A 16,848-nucleotide genomic window follows, 5' to 3' on the forward strand; every position below is an offset into this window, starting at 1 on the left:
GGGGCGCCCGGGAAGGGCTCAGGCAGGCGACTCTGGGCTCTCGCTCCGCCGCGTGAAGATCCCCTTGCTGTACGCCATGAAGAAGCCGAGCCGCATCGCGTTGCGCTCCGTGGGGATACCGGGGCTCGCGCTGATGCACGCCAGCTGGCAACCCTGCTCGCGCACCCGCTCCAGGCGGCGGATGATGAGCGCCTGCTGGATGCCGCGCTCGCGGAACCGGGGGAGCACCGAGGCGCCGAAGAGCGCGGCGCCCTCGCCGTGGATCTCCACGCTGCCGCCGCCGGCGGGCTCGCCGTTCACGAGCGCCAGGTACGAGTCGCATCCGGGGTGGGCGACCAGGCGGCGCGTGATCTCGAAGAGCGCCGGCGACAGCGGCACGTCGTCAGGCCGGAAGCCGCTCGTCGCGATCTCGATGAACACCCGGACCTGCGCCTCGTCGCCCGGATCGATGCGCACGATCTCCAGCCCCTCGGGGCCACCACGCGGCACCAGCGCGCGGAGGTCCTCGTCCGGCGCGAGCTCGCGCGCCAGCACGTTCTCGAACTCGCGCAGCACGAACCCTCGATCGGCGAGGCCGCGCACGAGCGACCCGTGCGCGAAGGGACAGACCTGTATCTGCGGCTCCGCGCCGCGCGCCGCGTAGAACCGCACGAGGCGATCGAGATCCTCGCCGGAGACGGGCCCGTCGAGCCCGAGCCCGACAGCGAAGTTACCCCAGGAGCCCTCTCCATCGAAGGCCATCCACCCGCCCGCGATGGGCTCCGCGAAAGCGACAACGGCGGCGGTGCCGACCGCCAGCCGGCGCTCCTCGATCCGGGCGATCTCGGCGTACGACAGCTTCGGCATGGATTTGCACCTCGTTGGCGAGCAGGGCTCGCGTGGCACGGTGTCCTCCATCCTAGTCCGATGAGGCCCGGTCTGCGCCGTTTCATGCAGGCCAGCGCGTTTCCGGCGGAGGCGCCGTCCGCCTGCCGGCGCGCGCGGACAGGCGGACGGACCGACATCGCGCATCGCGCGGCCGCGCCGTCCCGGCGGAGCGGGCGGGCGGAGATGGCGGAGATGCCTGACGGCGCGCGCGTGCACGCGCCGTCACGCGCCTCCGCCGCCCCGCGATCTCCGCTCGCGTGCTCGCGGGCGTTGCGATTATGCTGCGCCGCCATGAGCAGGATCTTCCGTTCACTCCCCCCGCCGGGCACCCACCTCGGCATCGCGTTCTCGGGCGGTCTCGACACGCGCTGCGCGGTGGCGTGGCTCTCGCGCAACGGGCTCAAGGTGCACGCGTACACCGCCGATCTGGCGCAGCCGGACGAGGACTCCCCCGGCGACATCCCGCCGATCGCCCTGCAGCACGGCGCGGTCTCCGCCAAGCTGGTGGACTGTCGCGAGGCGCTCGTCCGCGAGGGCATCCTCGCCATCCAGTGCGGCGCCTTCCACCTCTCGACGGGCGGCAAGAAGTACTTCAACACCACGCCGCTCGGCCGCGCGGTGACAACGACCGCGATCGTCCGCGCGATGCGCGACGACGATGTCCACGTCTTCGGCGACGGAAGCACGCACAAGGGCAACGACATCCAGCGGTTCTACCGCTATGGCATCTTCGTCGACCCCTCTCTCAAAATCTACAAGCCCTGGCTCGACCCGAGGTTCGTGGGAGAGCTCGGCGGGCGCAAGGAGATGAGCGAGTACCTCGAGCTCCACGGGCTGCCCTACCGCATGGGGACGGAGAAGGCGTACAGCACCGACGCCAACGTGCTCGGCGCGACGCACGAGGCGAAGGACCTCGAGCACCTGAACACCGGGATCAAGATCGTCCAGCCCATCATGGGCGTGGCCTCCTTCCGGCCGGAGGTCGCCATCGAGGCCGAGACGGTGACGCTCGGGTTCGAGCGCGGCGTCCCGACGACGATCAACGGCAGGCGCTTCGCCTCCCTGTTCGAGCTGTTCGTCGAGTGCAACCGGATCGGCGGGCGCCACGGCCTCGGCATGAGCGACCAGATCGAGAACCGGGTGATCGACGCGAAGAGCCGCGGCATCTACGAGGCGCCGGGGATGGCCCTGCTCCACGCCGTCTACGAGCGGCTCCTGTCCGCCATTCACAACGAGAACACCCTCGACGTGTACTTCACCCAGGGAAGGCGCCTCGGGCGTCTGCTTTACGAGGGCAAGTGGTACGACCCCGAGGCCATGATGCTGAAGGACGCGCTCTCGCGCTGGATCGCCCCCGGCGTGACCGGCGAGGTGGCGCTCGAGCTGCGCCGCGGCGACGATTACAACATCCTGAGCACGCGCGCCGACTATATGGCCTATGCGCCGCACAAGCTCTCGATGGAGAAGGTCGAGGAGGCCTATTTCACCCCTGAGGACCGCATCGGCGCGCTCGAGCTCCAGAACCTGTCGGTGACGGACAACCGCCAGTTCCTGATCCACCTCATCGAGAGCACGCAGGCCCTCGGCCCGGGCGGCGCCCCCGCCATCGGCGAGCTGCTCGGCGGCGACAAGCCGAAGGAATGAGCCGGGGCGGTCTCTGAGCGGAGGCCGCGCGCCGGCTCCGCCCGCGACACGCCGGACGAGGTTGCGCCCGGCACCTGCCTGGGTCACGAGGAAGGTGCGAACGCCGGCCCGCCCGGAGCGGTGCCGGCCCAGGGAGGTGGTCATGAAGGCGCTCATCATCCAGGCACTCGCCGCGGGCCTCGCGGTCCTCGTCGGAACGAAGATCCTGCCCGGCGTGCGGATCCGCACGACCCAGACGGCGCTCGTCGTCGCCGCCGTGTTCACGCTCCTCAACCTCCTGCTCGGCTGGCTCGTGAAGTTCCTGGTCGCGGTGGCGCTCCTGCCCGCCGCCATCCTCACGCTGGGCCTCGCGTATCTCCTCTTCGGCCTGGTCGTGAACTCGGTGCTGCTCTACGCCACCGACAAGCTGATCGACGATTTCGAGATCCGGGGGCTAGGGCCGCTCTTCGGCACGGCGGCCCTCATCTCGTTCGCCGGATGGCTGTTGCCGCGCATCCTGTGAGCGTTCGCCCGGGCGGCGTCTACCATAGCTGGTGAACGTGAGGCCGGAGCCGCCGGTCGTAGATCTCGCGGATCTTCGCCATGGTCTCCTGCGGCACCGGCGGCAGGTCCGCGGCGCCCGCGTTCTCATCCACCTGATCGGGCCGCTTCGCGCCGGGGATCACGCACGTCACCGCGTCCTGCATCAGGATCCAGCGCATCGTCCACGCGCCCATGCTCACGCCGGCGGGCACGAGCGGGCGGAGCTCCTCGACGACCTCGAGGCCCAGGTTGTAGTCGACGCCCGAGAACGTCTCGCCCTTGTCGAACGCGGCGCCCTCGCGGTTGAAATTACGGTGATCGTCGGCCGCGAACCGGGTCGCTGCGCTCATCTTGCCGGTGAGCAGCCCCGAGGAGAGCGGCAGTCGCGCCAGGATCCCGATCTGCCGGCGCTTCGCCTCGGGGAAGAAGAGCTCGGCCGGGCGCTGCCGGAGGACGTTGTAGATGATCTGCACCGACTGCACGCCGGGGTACTCGATGGCCTTGAGCGCCTCTTCCACCCGCTCGACGCTGACGCCGTAAAACCGGATCTTGCCCGCCTTCACGAGCCGATCGAGGACGTCAAACACCTCGGGTCGATAGTAGACGTCCGTCGGCGGGCAGTGCAGCTGGACGAGGTCGAGCGCGTCCGTCTCGAGGTTCTTCAGGCTGCGATCGATGAAGGCCGTGAGGTTCCCCTCGTCGTAGCTCGCTGCCGTGTGCGGGCTCAGCCGCCGGCCCGCCTTCGTCGCGACGACGATCTCCTCGCGCCGCTCGCGCCTGAGGCGCGCGAGCAGCCGCTCGCTCCGGCCGTCCCCGTACACGTCCGCGGTGTCGAAGAAATTCACGCCGCGATCGGCGGCCCGGTGCAACGCCGCGAGCGACTCCTTGTCGTCGACGTCGCCCCAGGTACCCCCGATCGCCCAGGCCCCGAAGCTCACCGAGGAGACGCGGAAACCCGTCCTGCCAAGAGGTCGATACTCCATGGCGGCGCATACAACCAGATTTCCCCCGGCACGGCGAGCGTGACCGCGCTCAGGCGGGCTCGACCCCGCGGCGGCGGTGCGCGCGCTTGCTGCGCTCGACGAGCGCGACGAGCTCCTCGCGCGTGACCCCGAGCCGCGCCGCCGTCCGGTGCGCGAGCGAGGTCCGGGCGACCCCATCGACGAACTGGTACGTCGGCCACTGCTGCGCGTCGAGCTCGACCTGCAGGAACACGAGCCGATCGACCGGCCGCTCCCGCTCGAGCCGCGCCGCGAGCTCGAGGAAGTGCGTCGTGATGAAGGCCTGAGGGCGGAGCTCCGAGAGGAGCGAGATCACGAGCTGGAAGATCTCCTCGCCTTCCGACGGGTTCGTGCCGGAGCAGAGCTCGTCGAGCACCACCATGTCGCCGACCTGCATCGCCTCGAACAGCGACCTGATGCGGAGCAGCTCCATCCCGAGGCGGCCCTCGCTCTGATCGGCCTGCGCCTGCTCGATCAGCGACACGAAGAGCCCGTGGCACGGCGAGAGGCGCGCCTCCGCGGCGGGCACGAAGAAGCCCGCCTGCCCCATCATCTGGGCCAGCGAGAGCGCCTCGAGCAGCCGGGTCTTCCCCCCCGAGTTCGGCCCGGTCACGATGACGGTCGCGTCGTGGAGATCCGTCGCGATGTCGCACGGGACCGTGCTCGCCGAGCTCGCCAAGAGGAGCGGGTTGAACAGCCCCTTGAGCTCGCGCCCGGGGCCCTCGCCGTGCGCGCCGTGCGCGCCGTGCGCGCCGTCAGAGAAGCCCGGCGAGGCGAGCTCGGGCAGGCAGACGGCGAGCCCGGCCGCGCGGGCGCGGTCGCGCAGCGCGAGGCCGGCGAGGTAGAACTCGAGATCTCCGAGCAGCTGGACGAGCGCGACGAGATCGTCCTCGATGCCGTCGAAGACGCTGTTGACGTGGCGGGTGAGCAGCTCGTCGTCGCTGAACCGGTACCCCCTCCACAGCATCACGAGCTTCGTGACGAAGCGCCCGAGCGGCGACTGGTAGAAGCGGTTCTCGCTGTTCTCGCGGATCGACAGGGCGCTCAGATCGCGGACATGGCCGTCGGAGCCGACGCGGATCCGGACATCCAGCGTCGCGATCTCCTCGTCGTACGCGAGCAGATCCGCGAGGCGGCGGTACGCCTCGGTCTCGCGCACGGCCGCGCCGAACGCCGAGAGCCGCGACAGGCCCGAGCGAGCGCCCGCGAACCCACCCGCGAGCGCGTCGAACGCGTCCTTGGCGGCGGCGAGGATGTCCAGCCGGCGCCGGCTGCCTTCGCCGCGAGAGATGGGGATCGTCTCGAGCTGGGCCACGCAGCGGCGCAGCGCCGCGTAGGCGCGCTCGAGATCGCGGCGCTGCGCCTCCGACCCGGTGAGCTCCCGGAAGATCGCGCGCCGGAGCTCGACCGTGTCGCGATCGCTCGGCGGCTGGGAGAGGGCGCGGCCCAGCAGCGCCGGGCTCGGGATGTACGAGCGGCCATCGCTCGTGAAATGGAGGCAGCCCACGATGAGCTCGCGCAGGAAGACGTGCTGCGCGAAGCGGGCTGGATCCCACGTCGACGCGGGCAGCGACGCCGACTCGACGTGCCGATCGAACGCCCCCGCGGGCGCGCCGCCCGCGAACGCGAACGCCAGCGACTCCTTGACCGCCCGCGCGTCGACCCGGAGCGCCGGCCGGTGCGAGAGGAGATCGGGCGCGGCGCGCTGTCCGGGCGGGGCGTCAGGCAGGGCGGGTTCCGGCGGCGCCGCGCTCACGACCGCGAGCCTACTACGATGCGTGGGGCCGGAGCGCTCGTCCGGTGTCCGGTGCCGCCGCCGCGCGGTGGCCAGGGAGGGTCTCGGCATGATCCATCGACACGCGCGGCGCGCCGTTGTTCCCGGGCGGCCGGGATCGACCGAGTCCCTGGCACGACGTCTGCCTCGGTGTGCCCCTGGAGATGCACCATGAGCTATCGCTGCACGATGAGCAGAATACGCTGGTTCTCCGGCCCAACCGTCCTCGCGCTCGCGCTCGCCGGCACGGCCTGCAGGAGCGAGAGCGAGAGAGCTGAAGGAGCGGTCCGCGAGCCCGCGAACCAGACGGCCAGGAGAGGCGAACCGCCTCCGGGCCCGAACCAGGCGCCCAGCAAAGACCTGCGCGAGCAGGCGGGGCGCGTGGGCGAAAAGGCGGAGCAGCTCGCCCAGGAGGGCAAGGAGCTCGGCAAGGAGGCGAAAGAGCAGGCCGGGCGCGCGGGTGACAAGGCAGAGCAGCTCGCCCGGGAGGGTCAGCAGCTCGGCCAGGAGACGCGCGAGAAGGCCGAGCGCGTGGGCGAAAAGGCAAACCAGCTCGCCGAGCGAGGGCACCAGGCGGGCCGCGACATCAACGACCAGATGAACAGGGTCGGCGCGCAGACCGGTGCGCTCAAGGACAACCAGGGCGCGCGCCCGCAGTCGGCGCCGCCCGCCGCTCCCAAGGACAAGGCCGCACCGCAGTCGCCACAACAAGGCCAGGCTGAGGGAGCCAAGAAGCAGGACGCGAATGCCGCCGCGATGGAGCGTGACGAGTGGACGAAGGCGGCGAAGGACAACGACTATCAGGTCACCTTCGGCCGCGACGGCTCGGTCATCGCCACGAAGGAGGCGAAGCAAACCGGCGCGCGCCCGTCCGACGAGACGCTCCGCAACGCGGTCGGCGGCAAGCTCGCGGACAGCAAACACGACGCGGTGAAGAAGCTGCACGTCACGGTGCGCGACGGCGTAGTCACGCTGCAAGGCAACGTCGCCAGCGTGAAGGAGGCGACCGAGGCGGTGAAGGAGGCCATGGACGCCGACGGCGTCACCAAGGTGATCGCCTACCTCCATCACGGCTCATGACCCCCGTGAGGTCGTCAACCTAGCCGCGGTCTCAGGCTGCATCCGGTCGCAGACGGCGGATGCACCGCCCGGATCATCAATGCGCGAAGTCCTTGGGGCGGAGCTTGACGGAGCGCTCCACGGCCTCCGCGGGTGAGAGCGCCAGCATGAGCGTCTCATCGAAGCAGTCGGACCTGGACACGACCACGACCTGCGTGCCCACGGGCAGCTCGGTCTTGAGCGGCGTCTTGCCGAGCGTCTTTCCCTTCCAGCTCACGATCGCGTCGGGCGGATCGCTCGAGATCACCACGCTCGCCTTGGGGCCCTCCTCGAGCTTCTTCTCGACGGCCTCCCCGGCGTCGGCGCCATGCGAGGCGACCGCGGCCGCAGGAGCGTCGAGGGCGGGCGCGCCCTTGTTCGCGACGTGAACCGCGCCGCCGACCAGCGCGACCAGCGCGGTCAGGGCGGACGCGCCGATGAAGTAACCGCGCTTCGAGGCCGACACGGGACCCGACGTGGTCGCTCGCAGGCTCACCGAATCGCTCACGGGGGTCCTGGGCCGCTCGACGCCCGACGGCCGCTCGACGCCCGACGGCCGCTCGACGCCCGACATGCGCTCGATGCCCGACCGGCTAGACTCACCGACATAGGGGAGCCTGCTGCCCGAGCCGGAGCTCGAGGGGGCCATCGCGAGGCCGATGCCGCTCATCGTCACCTGGCTGGAGGCGTCGCCCAGCAGCGACGCGCTGGCCACCCGCTCGATCTGCGCCTTGATCTGCTGGCGAATGGAGGCCCGGCTCTCGGCGAAGATCCCCCGCATGCAGGCGCCGAGGAACTCGCTGCGGACGTCCTCGCCCGACCACTGAAGGTAGTTCTCGAGCACATCGCACATCTCCTGCGCCGTCGCGAAGCGCTTCGATGGCTCGCGCTCGAGGGCCTTCGCGGCGATCTGATCGAGCGCGATGGGGATCCCCGGCACGATGGTGGAGAGCCGCGGGATCTTCCCCAGCAGGAGCTGGTGCATCACGGTGATCTGATCGCCCTCGAACAGCCGCCGCCCGGCGAGGAGCTCCCAGAGCACGACGCCGACCGCGAAGATGTCCGCGCGGCGGTCCACCGTCTTGCCCGCCGTGACCTGCTCGGGCGCCATATACGTCAGCTTGCCCTTGAAGGTCCCGCTCTCGGTGCTGGAGGCGTTGACGACGGCCTTGGCCACGCCGAAATCCACGAGCTTCACCGCGCCCTCGTACGTGATGAAGATGTTGTGCGGCGAGACGTCGCGATGCACGATGCCGAGAGGACGACCATCGAACTCACAGAGCTCATGCGCGTAATGGAGCCCGCGCAGCACCTCGGCCACGATCCGGATCCACGTGCCGCGGACGAGCCCACCCGTGCCGGACTCCCGCTCGACAGCCGCCTTCATGACGCGCTTCAGCGTCTGGCCCTCCAGGTACTCCATCACAATGAAGTAGCCGTCGCGGTCGCTGCCGACCTCGTAGGTCTGGACGACATTCGGGTGGTTCATGCGGGCCGAGAGCTTGGCCTCGTCCATGAACATGAGGACCTGGCGATCCTCCTCGTCCCCGGAGCTGCGGAGACGCTTGACGACGACCAGCTTGTTCACCGAGGCGGGCCCGTGAGCCATCGCGAGGAAGACGTCTGCCATCCCGCCGCGGCCGAGCTTCGCGATGGGACGATACCGACCGAGCCCAAGCTGGGTCGGCGTGTCTCTCAAGATCGACGCTCCGTGTTCTCCGATCACACTCACCTCAGTGTGCAAAATTCAACAATTGCGCGTCCGAGTCAATGCGAAGAGTTTGCGTCCTCGCCATCAAGTGAAAACATGCCCCAATGAAGTGAATGGCCAACAACCGTAGGAGCAAGAGCGGCGGGAGACGACATTCGAACACACGCGCTCAAGCACTCACGCACTCACGCACACTCACGCGCACCGCACCCGCGCACGTAGCGCACGTAGCGCACGTAGGTCACGCGCTGCGCTTTAGCTGCTGCGCGCTACCCGCTGCGGTTTACGTGCTGCGTGCGCAATTCGCCGCTGGCCGGGGAGGGGCCGTGCAGTCGAGCCCTGGGGTGGCTCCCTTCCCGGTGGCGCCCGCGCCAGGTCGATCGCATTGGAAACACGGGGTCCGCTGCGGGCGTTGATACAAACGTAACAAGCGATACGCCACGCGCAATCCGTCGCGACACGATCGCACGAAATTTCTGCAGCGTTCCGCACTGGACGCAATGCGCCACGCGCTACCGCTGCGGCTCGATGACGATGACGAGGAGGATGGCGCCTGCGAGCGAGGCGCCGCCGCTCAGCTGCTCAGAGCTTCCAGAGCGCGCAGCCCCAGTGGACGCCGGTCCCGAGCGCGAGCACCATGGCCAGTTGCCCTTTCTTCAGCCTTCCGGCGCGCATCTCCTCGTCGACGAGGATGGGCACGGTGGCGCCGCTCGTGTTGCCGAATCGATCGATGTTGCTCGGGAGCTTCTCGACGGGCACGCCGAGGTCCTTGCGAATGTGCTCGTTGATCCGACCGTTCGCCTGGTGCGCCAGGAACACGTCGATCTGCTCGATCGAGAGGCCCTGAGAGGCGCAGAGCTCCCGCGCAGTCGCCGGGAGCTTGGTCACCGCGAACTTGAAGAGCTCGCGGCCATCCATGCGGGGGATATGGAGGTCCTCGTCGAACGACGTCGGCTTCCAGTACGGGCGCGAGCGGAAGCCGCCGCCCGGCACGAAGAGGAGCTCGGCGAAGCGTCCATCGGAGCAGATCTTGTTGCCGCGCAGGCCCGCGTCGCGATCGGTCGCGCGGAGGACGAGCGCGCCCGACCCGTCCCCGAACAGGACGGCGAGGTTCCGGTGGCGGTCCGCGTGCGCCCGCGCCTCAGGCGTCGCGGAGCGGCCATTCTTCGGGTCGAGCGCCCCCCAGTCCTCCCAGGGCATGAAGCCGGCGTGCGCCTCTGCGCCGACGAACAGGATGGTCTTGGCGGCCCCGGTCTGGATCAGCCCGTCGATCGTCTGGAGGCCGAACAGCATCGCGGCACACTGCTGCCGGATGTCGAGCGCGGGGACGCCCGGAATGCCCAGCTTCGCGCCGAGCAGCGCCCCGGAGCCAGGGAAAATATAGTCCGGCGTCATCGTGGCAAAGAGGATGTAATCGATCTCCGACGGCGCGATGCGCGCCGACTCGATCGCGCGCTTCGCCGCTTCGCACGCGAGATCGCTCACCCCCACGCCATCCGGCGCGTAATGCCGCTGGCGGATACCGGAGCGCTGGTAGATCCACTCGTCGGAGGTCGTGATCACCCGCGCGAGGTCGTCGTTGGTGACAGGTTCTCCGGGCACGTAGTGGCCCGTCCCGATGATCTCAAATCCAATCTTTGTCACAGAGGTGCCTTACTCGAACCGCACGCGGGCGGCGACCCGGAACCGCACCCCCGCACACGACCGCGCCCGGCCGCTTCGCGCCGCAGCGCGCGGGCGGACGCTCGTCCTCATGAGATCGCCGGGACGTTGCACCGTGCTTGACGTAGGTCGGCCGCCTCGATAGCCTGCCCCGCTGTGCGGGGGGCGTTGTGCCCGGACACCGTCGCCGGCGGCCGCGGGGCCGCGATCATCGTCGGCGTGCGGCCCAGCTGCAGATGGGGCAGCCGGCCATGTCGTGGCGCAGCGCCGGGCAGTGCTCGCGGCCGAAGTAGATGAGCTGCAGGTGCAGCTTGTTCCACTGCTCGGGTGGGAACGTGCGCTTCAGGTCGCTCTCGGTCTCGACGACGTTCCTTCCGGACGACAGCCCCCAGCGGAACGCGAGCCGGTGAATGTGGGTATCGACCGGGAAGGCGGGGTGGCCGAAGGCCTGCGCCATGACCACCGAGGCCGTCTTGTGACCGACCCCCGGCAGGGCCTCCAGGGCCTCGAACGAGGCGGGGACGACGCCGCCGTGCTCGGTCGCGATCCGCTCGCTCAGCTCCTTCAGACGCCGCGCCTTGGTGGGCGCGAACCCGATCCTCCGGATGAGCTGGGCGATCTCCTCGGTGGGCACCGCCGCCATGGCCGCGGGCGTCCGGGCGCGCGCGAGGAGCGCCGGCATCACCGCGTTGACCATCTTGTCCGTCGTCTGGGCGCTGAGCATCACCGCGACGAGCAGCGAATACGGATCGTCGTGGGCCAGCGGAATGGGCGGGGTCGGGTACAATCGGTCGAGGATCTCGGCGATCCTCGCGGCTTTCTCGGCGCGCTTCACGGGGGCCAGGCCAGCCCGTAGAACGAGAGCAGATCGCCGAGCTCCTCATCGGAGAGGACCTCGCGGGAGAAAGGCGGCATCTGCCCGCCGTAGCCGACGAACCCGCCGTGCCGGACCTTCTCGATGAAGACCAGCCGCCGGTCGGCCTCCGTGTACTCGCCGAGCGGGTGCTCCTTGAGCGTCTGCTCGGGCAGCGCCGGCGCCCGCGGCACGAGCCGGCCATCCCCCGAATGGGCGCGCCCGTGACACGAGGCACAGGCGCGCTCGTGGATGCGTTCGCCGGCTGCCGCGTCGCCCGCCGGGATCTGGCTCAGCTCGTAGACCGGCGTGAAGGGGACGGCCTCGGCTGCGCCTCCATCGCTGGGCAGCGATTCCAGGTACGCATAGATGGCCTGCGCAGCGTCGTCGTCCGCGGTCCAGGGCAGATCCTTCGTCATGAAGTAATAGAGGCAATGGTTGATCGCGCCGAGGAGCTCGACCTCCTGCCCGCCCCAGTAATGCGGGCGCTCGACGGCGCCGGCCAGCGGGGCGCCCGGGAGCATGGCGTCGCCCGCGTCCCCGGCGACAGCTTCATGGCACGTCGAGCAGGCATAGTGATTGAAGCGCGTCTCCGCGATCGATGGGTCCCGGAAGAGCGCCGCGCCGTGGTCGACGGCCGTCGCGTCGACGACCTTCGTCTCGGGATCGCCCGGACAGCCGCAGAGGAGCGCCGCGCACGCGAGCGCGGCGGCAAGGCCAAGGGGCGCCCTCACGGCGCCTCCGGCGCGACGCGCACGAGCCCGTCGGGATAGAGCCCCACCTCCGTGTCGCTGAGCGTCTCCAGCGTCTCGGGGTCCAGCCGGAGCACCTTGCCGGGCGTCGTGCTCCGATCGCCCTCGCAGACGAGGAAGAGCCCGTGCTCCTCGTCGAGCTGCGCGAGGTGCGGCCGCATGCATTCCTCGGCGATGTTCCGGGTGACGACCTCATTGTCCTCCGGGGTGACGCCGATCCGAACGATGGTGTCGGGCACCTGGGTCGGCACGTAGATGGCGCTCCCGTCGGGGGTCCACGCGGCGAAGTAGGGCGCGCCGATCGTAAGGATCTTCCGGGAATCGTCGAACGTCTCCGATGCGACATCGAAGAAGCGCACGTCCCTGCTCTCCGTGCTGCTCACGGCGATGGTCTTCCCGTCGGGCGACATGACGGCCGCGTAGGGTCCGTAGTTGCTGGCATGGGGCGAGGGGTTGGAGGTAGACCCCACGGGCACGCGCTTCACCTCGGCGGAAGGATCGGTCAGATCGACGATCGCGAGCACGTCCTCGCCATAGCAAGCGACGTAGGCGCGGGCGCCGTCCGGGCGCGAGAGGGCGACTCCGTGGGCGGCCATGCAGACCGGGATGAACACCGGATCGGACGATCCCGAGAGCACGACCTCCTCGGGATCGATCACCGCGAGGGACGAGCGCGCCGCCTCGACGTCGCCGGGGTTGTCGAGCACGCGTTTCAGATCGAAATGAGAGACGACCACGCGCCGGCCGTCCTCCGAGATCACGATGTCGCCCGGGTTGGCCTCGACGCGCACCTGCCCGAGGATGCGCAGATCGTCGAGCGCGAGCTTCTGGACGTAGCCCGCCACCGCGCTCCCGCCGTGCACCGCGTGGGGGCCGATCGCGCCGGCGACGTCAGGGTACGACAGCGCGACGTAGAGCGCGCCGCCCTCGGCGTCCACGGCCACGTGGTGAGGCCCGTCGATCGTCACGGGATCGCGGCCCACGGGGTGGACGCCGAACCGCTCCCCGGTCGCCAGCGAGATAAGAGAGATCGTATCGGAGAGGCTATCGCTCACCACGCCCATTCCGCCCTCCGGAATCGTGATCTCAGGGAGTCGGTCCGGATAGGCGTCGCCCTCGTAGGCGCTGTAGCGGTATTCGATGATGGGCTCGGGATCGCTGCAGCTCACCAGCATCGCCGCCGCGAGCGCGCAACCCAGGAATCGCGAAATGACCATAGATGACCTCGAGACGAGCGCCTTCGGCTCGGACGCGCCGCATCCTAGCAGCCGCCGGCGCGCCGGCCGCGGCTCCGCCCTACCATGGCTCGGCTCGCTCGTGCGCCTCGACGTGACGCTCCGCGGCGGCGCGCTGAGCGACGTGGGACGTACTACGCGCGTTCCGAACCCTCTCTTCCTCGGTCGGCACCGGCCCTCAACGGCAACGCTACCGCGTGGGTGAACATTTCTTGATCAGGCGCTGTCGTGTTGTCATGTAAGGAAGCGATGAGCCAGACACGAGCGGTGGGCGTCACAACGCTGGAGCCCGGTCGGCGGCGGAGCGCGCGAGCGCGCCGAGGTCGCCCCGCGGCGCGCTTCTTTTTTGCGTCTCTTGCGTCCCTTGCGCTCGCGGCGTGCGCGGGGGAGGAATCCATCGCTCCTGCGCCGCTCCCTGCGCCGCTACCGCAGCCAGCGCTCCGCGGCGCGCCGCCGCTGACGACCGCTCGCACCTGGGCGCCGCGCGCCGCGGTGGCCAATCCACCGGACAGGAACCCCGCTGTCCCGGCGGAGATCGAGCAGATGCTCGCGGAGGGCTACGGCGAGCTCGAGAGCGGGCCGGGGCAGCCGCTCGCCCCCGCGACGCTCGACGACACCCCTCCACCGCCGCGCGGCAAGCGGTCGAGGCTCCTGACGAGGTTCGTCCACCTCGCCGACACCCAGCTCGCGGACGACGAGTCGCCCGCCCGGCTGGCGCTCTTCGACTCGCCCGGCGTGTTCGCGTCGGCGTTCCGCCCGCAGGAAGGGCACGAGTGCCGGATCCTCAACGCCGCCGTCCGCACGATCAACGCGCTCCATCGGAGCACGCCGATCGACTTCGTCCTGCTCGGCGGCGACAACGCCGACAGCGCGCAGACGAACGAGATCGCGTGGTTCTCGGCCATCCTCGACGGCGCCGAGCGCGTCGAGTGCGACTCGGGCGCTGACGACGACCCCGTGCCAGGCCCCGACAACGATCCCAAGGATCCGTTCTTCGCCGAGGGGCTGCTCATGCCCTGGCGGTGGGTGACCGGCAACCACGATGTCCTGCACCAGGGGAACTTCCCGGTGCACACGCGCGCCGAGCTCGCGACGGGGAGCTGGTCGGACGGCGGGACGCGCGACTGGTCTCTCCCCGGCGCTCCGGTGATCACAGGCAACGTCGTCCCCGACCCGAGGAGAGCGCTCCTGAGCCGCCCCGATCTGCTCGATCGGGTCGCGGCGACCGGCGACGGGCACGGGATCGGGCCCGACGAGCGCGCGTACGGGAAAGCGTTCTACGAGTTCGACATCGAGGACACCCCCCTTCGCGTCATCGTGCTCGATACGGCCGCAGAGACGGGCGGGCCGAACGGCGTGATCCTCCAGGACGATGTCGATCGGTTCATCCGGCCCGCGCTCGACCGCGCGAAGCGCGAGCGCAGGTGGGTCATCCTCACGTCCCACCACGCCTCGCGCTCGCTCGGGGACGGCTCCTTCGCCGCGACGGGCACCCCCGCCGTGCCCGGCGCGATCGACGTCGAGGCGTGGCAGTCGCTCGTCGGCGGCTACGACAACGTCCTGCTCCACCTCGCCGGACACACCCACGTGCACCGGGTGACCCGGGTCTCTCCAGCCGGCGGGCGCGCGTACTGGGAGCTCGAGACCTCCGCGCTCGCCGACTACCCCCATCAGGTCCGCGTCATCGAGATCTGGGACGAGGACGACGGCTCCGTCGCCATCCGGGGCGCCGCCCTCGACTACGCCGTCGACGACGACCCGATCGCCGCCGAAGGGCGCCGCCGGGCCGTCGTGGACGTCACCTCCGGCTTCGGCGACGACGGCCGCGGAGAGCCCTCGTGGCGCAACGTCGAGCTCTGGATCGCGCGGCCTGACTGACCTCGCGCGCCGCGCGGCGGGCTCGCGCGGACGGCCCCAGCCGCCGCTCATCCGCCGTCGCGCAGCGGCACCGTCTCCCTCAGCTCGATCGACAGCGGGGGTCCGCCCCCGCTGCGGATCGCGGCGGCCATCGTGTGCCGCGCCGAGGGCTGGTAGAGCGCGAACTGCCAGGCCGAGCGATCATCGCCGAGCCGCGGATCGAACGAGATGCCGATCGCCGGCCCGTCGTCCAGGTGGAACGAGAACTGATCGAGCGGGATCGCGAGCCCCATCCCGCGCGCCTTGATGTACGACTCCTTGAGCGTCCAGTACTCGAAGAAGCGCGCGCGCTGCCTCTCCGGCGGCAGCGCGCGCAGCGCCCTCACCTCGCCTGGCGAGAAGAAGCGGTCGGCGATGTCCACCGCGCTGCTCGCGCGCTCGGTGTCCTCGACGTCGACGCCCACGTCGCGATCCAGCGCGACCAGGCAGGCGATCAGCCCCCGCGTGTTCGACAGGTTGAACCGGATCGGCGGCGCCCCCGGAGGTCCGGCGATCTGCGGGCGGCCAAATTCGTTCCGGACGAACGACCACGCCTCGGGCGCGACGTTCGCGTACTTCGAGAGGACCGTGCGCACGAGGGCGCGGGTGAGCAGGTACTCGTGCCGGTTCTCGGCGAACAGGAAGCGCGCCTGCTGCGCCGCCTCGTCAGGCGCCATCAGCCGGTGGTACGCCGCGAGCAACGCCTCGTCGCGAGCTGCGTCGCAGAAGACGTACCAGAGGTGCGCGGCGCCGGGGCCGATCGTGAGCATCTACATCCTCGGCGGAGCCGCGCCTGCAGGGCCCGGGAGGATCTCCCGCAGACAGCTGTCGGCGCTGCGCTCGATGGGCCGCTGGCGAGGATATCCGAACGACACCTCCTCGAAACGAACACCGTCGATCCAGTCGGTGCGGGGGATGTGGAGGTGCCCTGACACGACCACCCGCGCGCGGAACCGCGTGTGCCAGTCGTGGGTGCGACGCGTCCCGCACCAGATCGAGAAGCGCGGGATGAGCCGCAGCCGCACGAGCTCTTCGCGCAGCGGGAAGTGGTTGATGAGCACCGTGGGGCGCCCCCCGATCGCGGCGAGGCGGGCCTCGGTCGCGGCGAGGCGGGCCCGGCACCACTCGGGCCGGCTCGCGTAGGGGGCCGGGTCGAGCAGCTCCTCATCGCTGCAGAGGACGCCGCTCTCCATGGCCCACGCCACCGCGTCGCGCTCGGGAACGCCGTCCGGCCGGAAGCTGTAGTCGTAGAGCAGGAACATCGGCGCCAGCACGTGAGGTCCGCCCTCGCCTTCCCAGAGCACGTAGGGGTCTTCCGGCGTGAGCACGCCGCGGCGCCGACACAGCTCGACCAGCCGCTCGTACCGTGCCTGGCCGCGCGGACCGCCGCGCTCACTCGGCATCGTATAGAGCTCGTGGTTGCCCGGCGTCCACACGAGCCGCTTGAACCGCGGGCCCAGGGTCTCGAGGACGTAGATGAGGTGCTGCTCCGTCTCCCCGAGATCACCGGCGAGGATGAGCCAGTCGCTCGGCCGCGGCGTGATGCGCTCGATGGCCCACCGGTTCTCCGCATACCCGACGTGGAGATCGCTGAGTGCGAAGAGCTTCATCCGAATACCGCGCCGCCGGAGGCCGGGCCGGCACGCCGGCCGCAACCACCCACACCACGGCCGACGACGGGCGTCCACTGCCGAGCGCCGCCGCCGGGCGGAGCGGCCCCCGGCCAAGGCGACACCTCTCCCCCCATTTTGCGCCCGGTTCCGCGGCTCCTGGCGCGCCGCATTAAACTAGGGCTCCAATCCTTGTGCCACATGTGCTACGCGCGTGTGAAGT

The 16,848-nt window shown here is 70.3% G+C and carries 14 protein-coding genes; 4 read left to right on the forward strand and 10 right to left on the reverse strand.

From position 1 onward, the window contains the following. Positions 1 to 18: 18 nt before the first annotated feature. A complete protein-coding gene (locus WMF19_RS28565) occupies positions 19 to 846 on the reverse strand; it encodes a GNAT family N-acetyltransferase (RefSeq protein WP_437893244.1) in 828 nt (275 codons plus the stop codon). Positions 847 to 1,158: 312 nt separating this feature from the next. On the opposite strand from WMF19_RS28565, the gene argG reads away from it, so the two are divergent. Further along, positions 1,159 to 2,511: an argininosuccinate synthase gene (gene argG / locus WMF19_RS28570; RefSeq protein ID WP_437893245.1), complete on the forward strand. Its 1,353-nt coding sequence runs from the start codon at positions 1,159 to 1,161 to the stop codon at positions 2,509 to 2,511. A gap of 142 nt (positions 2,512 to 2,653) precedes the next feature. Then, positions 2,654 to 3,013, forward strand: a complete 360-nt coding sequence (locus WMF19_RS28575) for a phage holin family protein (RefSeq protein WP_437893246.1) — start codon at positions 2,654 to 2,656, stop codon at positions 3,011 to 3,013. A 19-nt stretch (positions 3,014 to 3,032) separates the two neighbouring features. On the opposite strand, the gene WMF19_RS28580 is transcribed toward WMF19_RS28575, so the two are convergent. Both WMF19_RS28580 and WMF19_RS28585 read right to left on the reverse strand, forming a co-directional pair. Then, complete coding sequence (locus WMF19_RS28580) at positions 3,033 to 4,016, reverse strand: aldo/keto reductase (RefSeq protein WP_437893247.1); 984 nt, start codon at positions 4,014 to 4,016, stop codon at positions 3,033 to 3,035. Between the two features lie 49 nt (positions 4,017 to 4,065). Next, positions 4,066 to 5,880: a MutS-related protein gene (locus WMF19_RS28585; RefSeq protein ID WP_437893248.1), complete on the reverse strand. Its 1,815-nt coding sequence runs from the start codon at positions 5,878 to 5,880 to the stop codon at positions 4,066 to 4,068. A gap of 99 nt (positions 5,881 to 5,979) precedes the next feature. Between WMF19_RS28585 and WMF19_RS28590 the strand changes: the two genes are divergently transcribed. Beyond that, positions 5,980 to 6,888 (forward strand): BON domain-containing protein, encoded by a 909-nt coding sequence (locus WMF19_RS28590; protein WP_437893249.1) that lies wholly within the window; start codon positions 5,980 to 5,982, stop codon positions 6,886 to 6,888. A 76-nt stretch (positions 6,889 to 6,964) separates the two neighbouring features. Here WMF19_RS28590 and WMF19_RS28595 read toward each other — a convergent pair whose 3' ends face one another. From WMF19_RS28595 to WMF19_RS28615, 5 genes are all read right to left on the reverse strand, one after another. Beyond that, on the reverse strand, positions 6,965 to 8,638 hold the full coding sequence (locus WMF19_RS28595; RefSeq protein ID WP_437893250.1) for a protein kinase domain-containing protein: 1,674 nt from the start codon (positions 8,636 to 8,638) through the stop codon (positions 6,965 to 6,967). Between the two features lie 561 nt (positions 8,639 to 9,199). Then, complete coding sequence (locus WMF19_RS28600; RefSeq protein WP_437323060.1) at positions 9,200 to 10,261, reverse strand: 3-oxoacyl-ACP synthase III family protein; 1,062 nt, start codon at positions 10,259 to 10,261, stop codon at positions 9,200 to 9,202. A gap of 226 nt (positions 10,262 to 10,487) precedes the next feature. After that, positions 10,488 to 11,114 carry an endonuclease III domain-containing protein gene (locus WMF19_RS28605; protein WP_437893251.1) on the reverse strand — a complete coding sequence of 209 codons (627 nt, stop codon included), beginning with the start codon at positions 11,112 to 11,114 and terminating at the stop codon, positions 10,488 to 10,490. Further along, complete coding sequence (locus WMF19_RS28610; protein WP_437893252.1) at positions 11,111 to 11,866, reverse strand: c-type cytochrome; 756 nt, start codon at positions 11,864 to 11,866, stop codon at positions 11,111 to 11,113. The genes WMF19_RS28605 and WMF19_RS28610 overlap by 4 nt, the downstream gene beginning before the upstream one ends. Continuing rightward, positions 11,863 to 13,101: a YncE family protein gene (locus tag WMF19_RS28615; RefSeq protein WP_437893253.1), complete on the reverse strand. Its 1,239-nt coding sequence runs from the start codon at positions 13,099 to 13,101 to the stop codon at positions 11,863 to 11,865. Before WMF19_RS28615 ends, WMF19_RS28610 begins: the two co-directional genes overlap by 4 nt. Before the next feature lie 267 nt (positions 13,102 to 13,368). On the opposite strand from WMF19_RS28615, the gene WMF19_RS28620 reads away from it, so the two are divergent. Next, a complete protein-coding gene (locus WMF19_RS28620; protein WP_437893254.1) occupies positions 13,369 to 14,997 on the forward strand; it encodes a metallophosphoesterase in 1,629 nt (542 codons plus the stop codon). Positions 14,998 to 15,044: 47 nt separating this feature from the next. Here the strand turns inward: WMF19_RS28620 and WMF19_RS28625 are convergent, their stop codons facing one another. Both WMF19_RS28625 and WMF19_RS28630 read right to left on the reverse strand, forming a co-directional pair. Beyond that, positions 15,045 to 15,785, reverse strand: a complete 741-nt coding sequence (locus WMF19_RS28625; protein WP_437893255.1) for a 4'-phosphopantetheinyl transferase family protein — start codon at positions 15,783 to 15,785, stop codon at positions 15,045 to 15,047. Continuing rightward, positions 15,786 to 16,625: a metallophosphoesterase family protein gene (locus tag WMF19_RS28630; RefSeq protein WP_437893256.1), complete on the reverse strand. Its 840-nt coding sequence runs from the start codon at positions 16,623 to 16,625 to the stop codon at positions 15,786 to 15,788. Between the last annotated feature and the right edge of the window lie 223 nt (positions 16,626 to 16,848).

Origin of the sequence: Sorangium sp. So ce124, from assembly GCF_051525235.1 — a bacterium.
Classification (GTDB): Bacteria; Myxococcota_A; Polyangia; order Polyangiales; family Polyangiaceae; genus Sorangium; species Sorangium atrum.

Coding starts and splice junctions, on each gene's coding strand:
- WMF19_RS28565 (WP_437893244.1), bottom strand. CDS start 846: ATGCCGAAGCTGTCGTACGCCGAGATCGCCCGGATCGAGGAGCGCCGG.
- argG (WP_437893245.1), top strand. CDS start 1,159: ATGAGCAGGATCTTCCGTTCACTCCCCCCGCCGGGCACCCACCTCGGC.
- WMF19_RS28575 (WP_437893246.1), top strand. CDS start 2,654: ATGAAGGCGCTCATCATCCAGGCACTCGCCGCGGGCCTCGCGGTCCTC.
- WMF19_RS28580 (WP_437893247.1), bottom strand. CDS start 4,016: ATGGAGTATCGACCTCTTGGCAGGACGGGTTTCCGCGTCTCCTCGGTG.
- WMF19_RS28585 (WP_437893248.1), bottom strand. CDS start 5,880: ATGCCGAGACCCTCCCTGGCCACCGCGCGGCGGCGGCACCGGACACCG.
- WMF19_RS28590 (WP_437893249.1), top strand. CDS start 5,980: ATGAGCTATCGCTGCACGATGAGCAGAATACGCTGGTTCTCCGGCCCA.
- WMF19_RS28615 (WP_437893253.1), bottom strand. CDS start 13,101: ATGGTCATTTCGCGATTCCTGGGTTGCGCGCTCGCGGCGGCGATGCTG.
- WMF19_RS28620 (WP_437893254.1), top strand. CDS start 13,369: ATGAGCCAGACACGAGCGGTGGGCGTCACAACGCTGGAGCCCGGTCGG.
- WMF19_RS28625 (WP_437893255.1), bottom strand. CDS start 15,785: ATGCTCACGATCGGCCCCGGCGCCGCGCACCTCTGGTACGTCTTCTGC.
- WMF19_RS28630 (WP_437893256.1), bottom strand. CDS start 16,625: ATGAAGCTCTTCGCACTCAGCGATCTCCACGTCGGGTATGCGGAGAAC.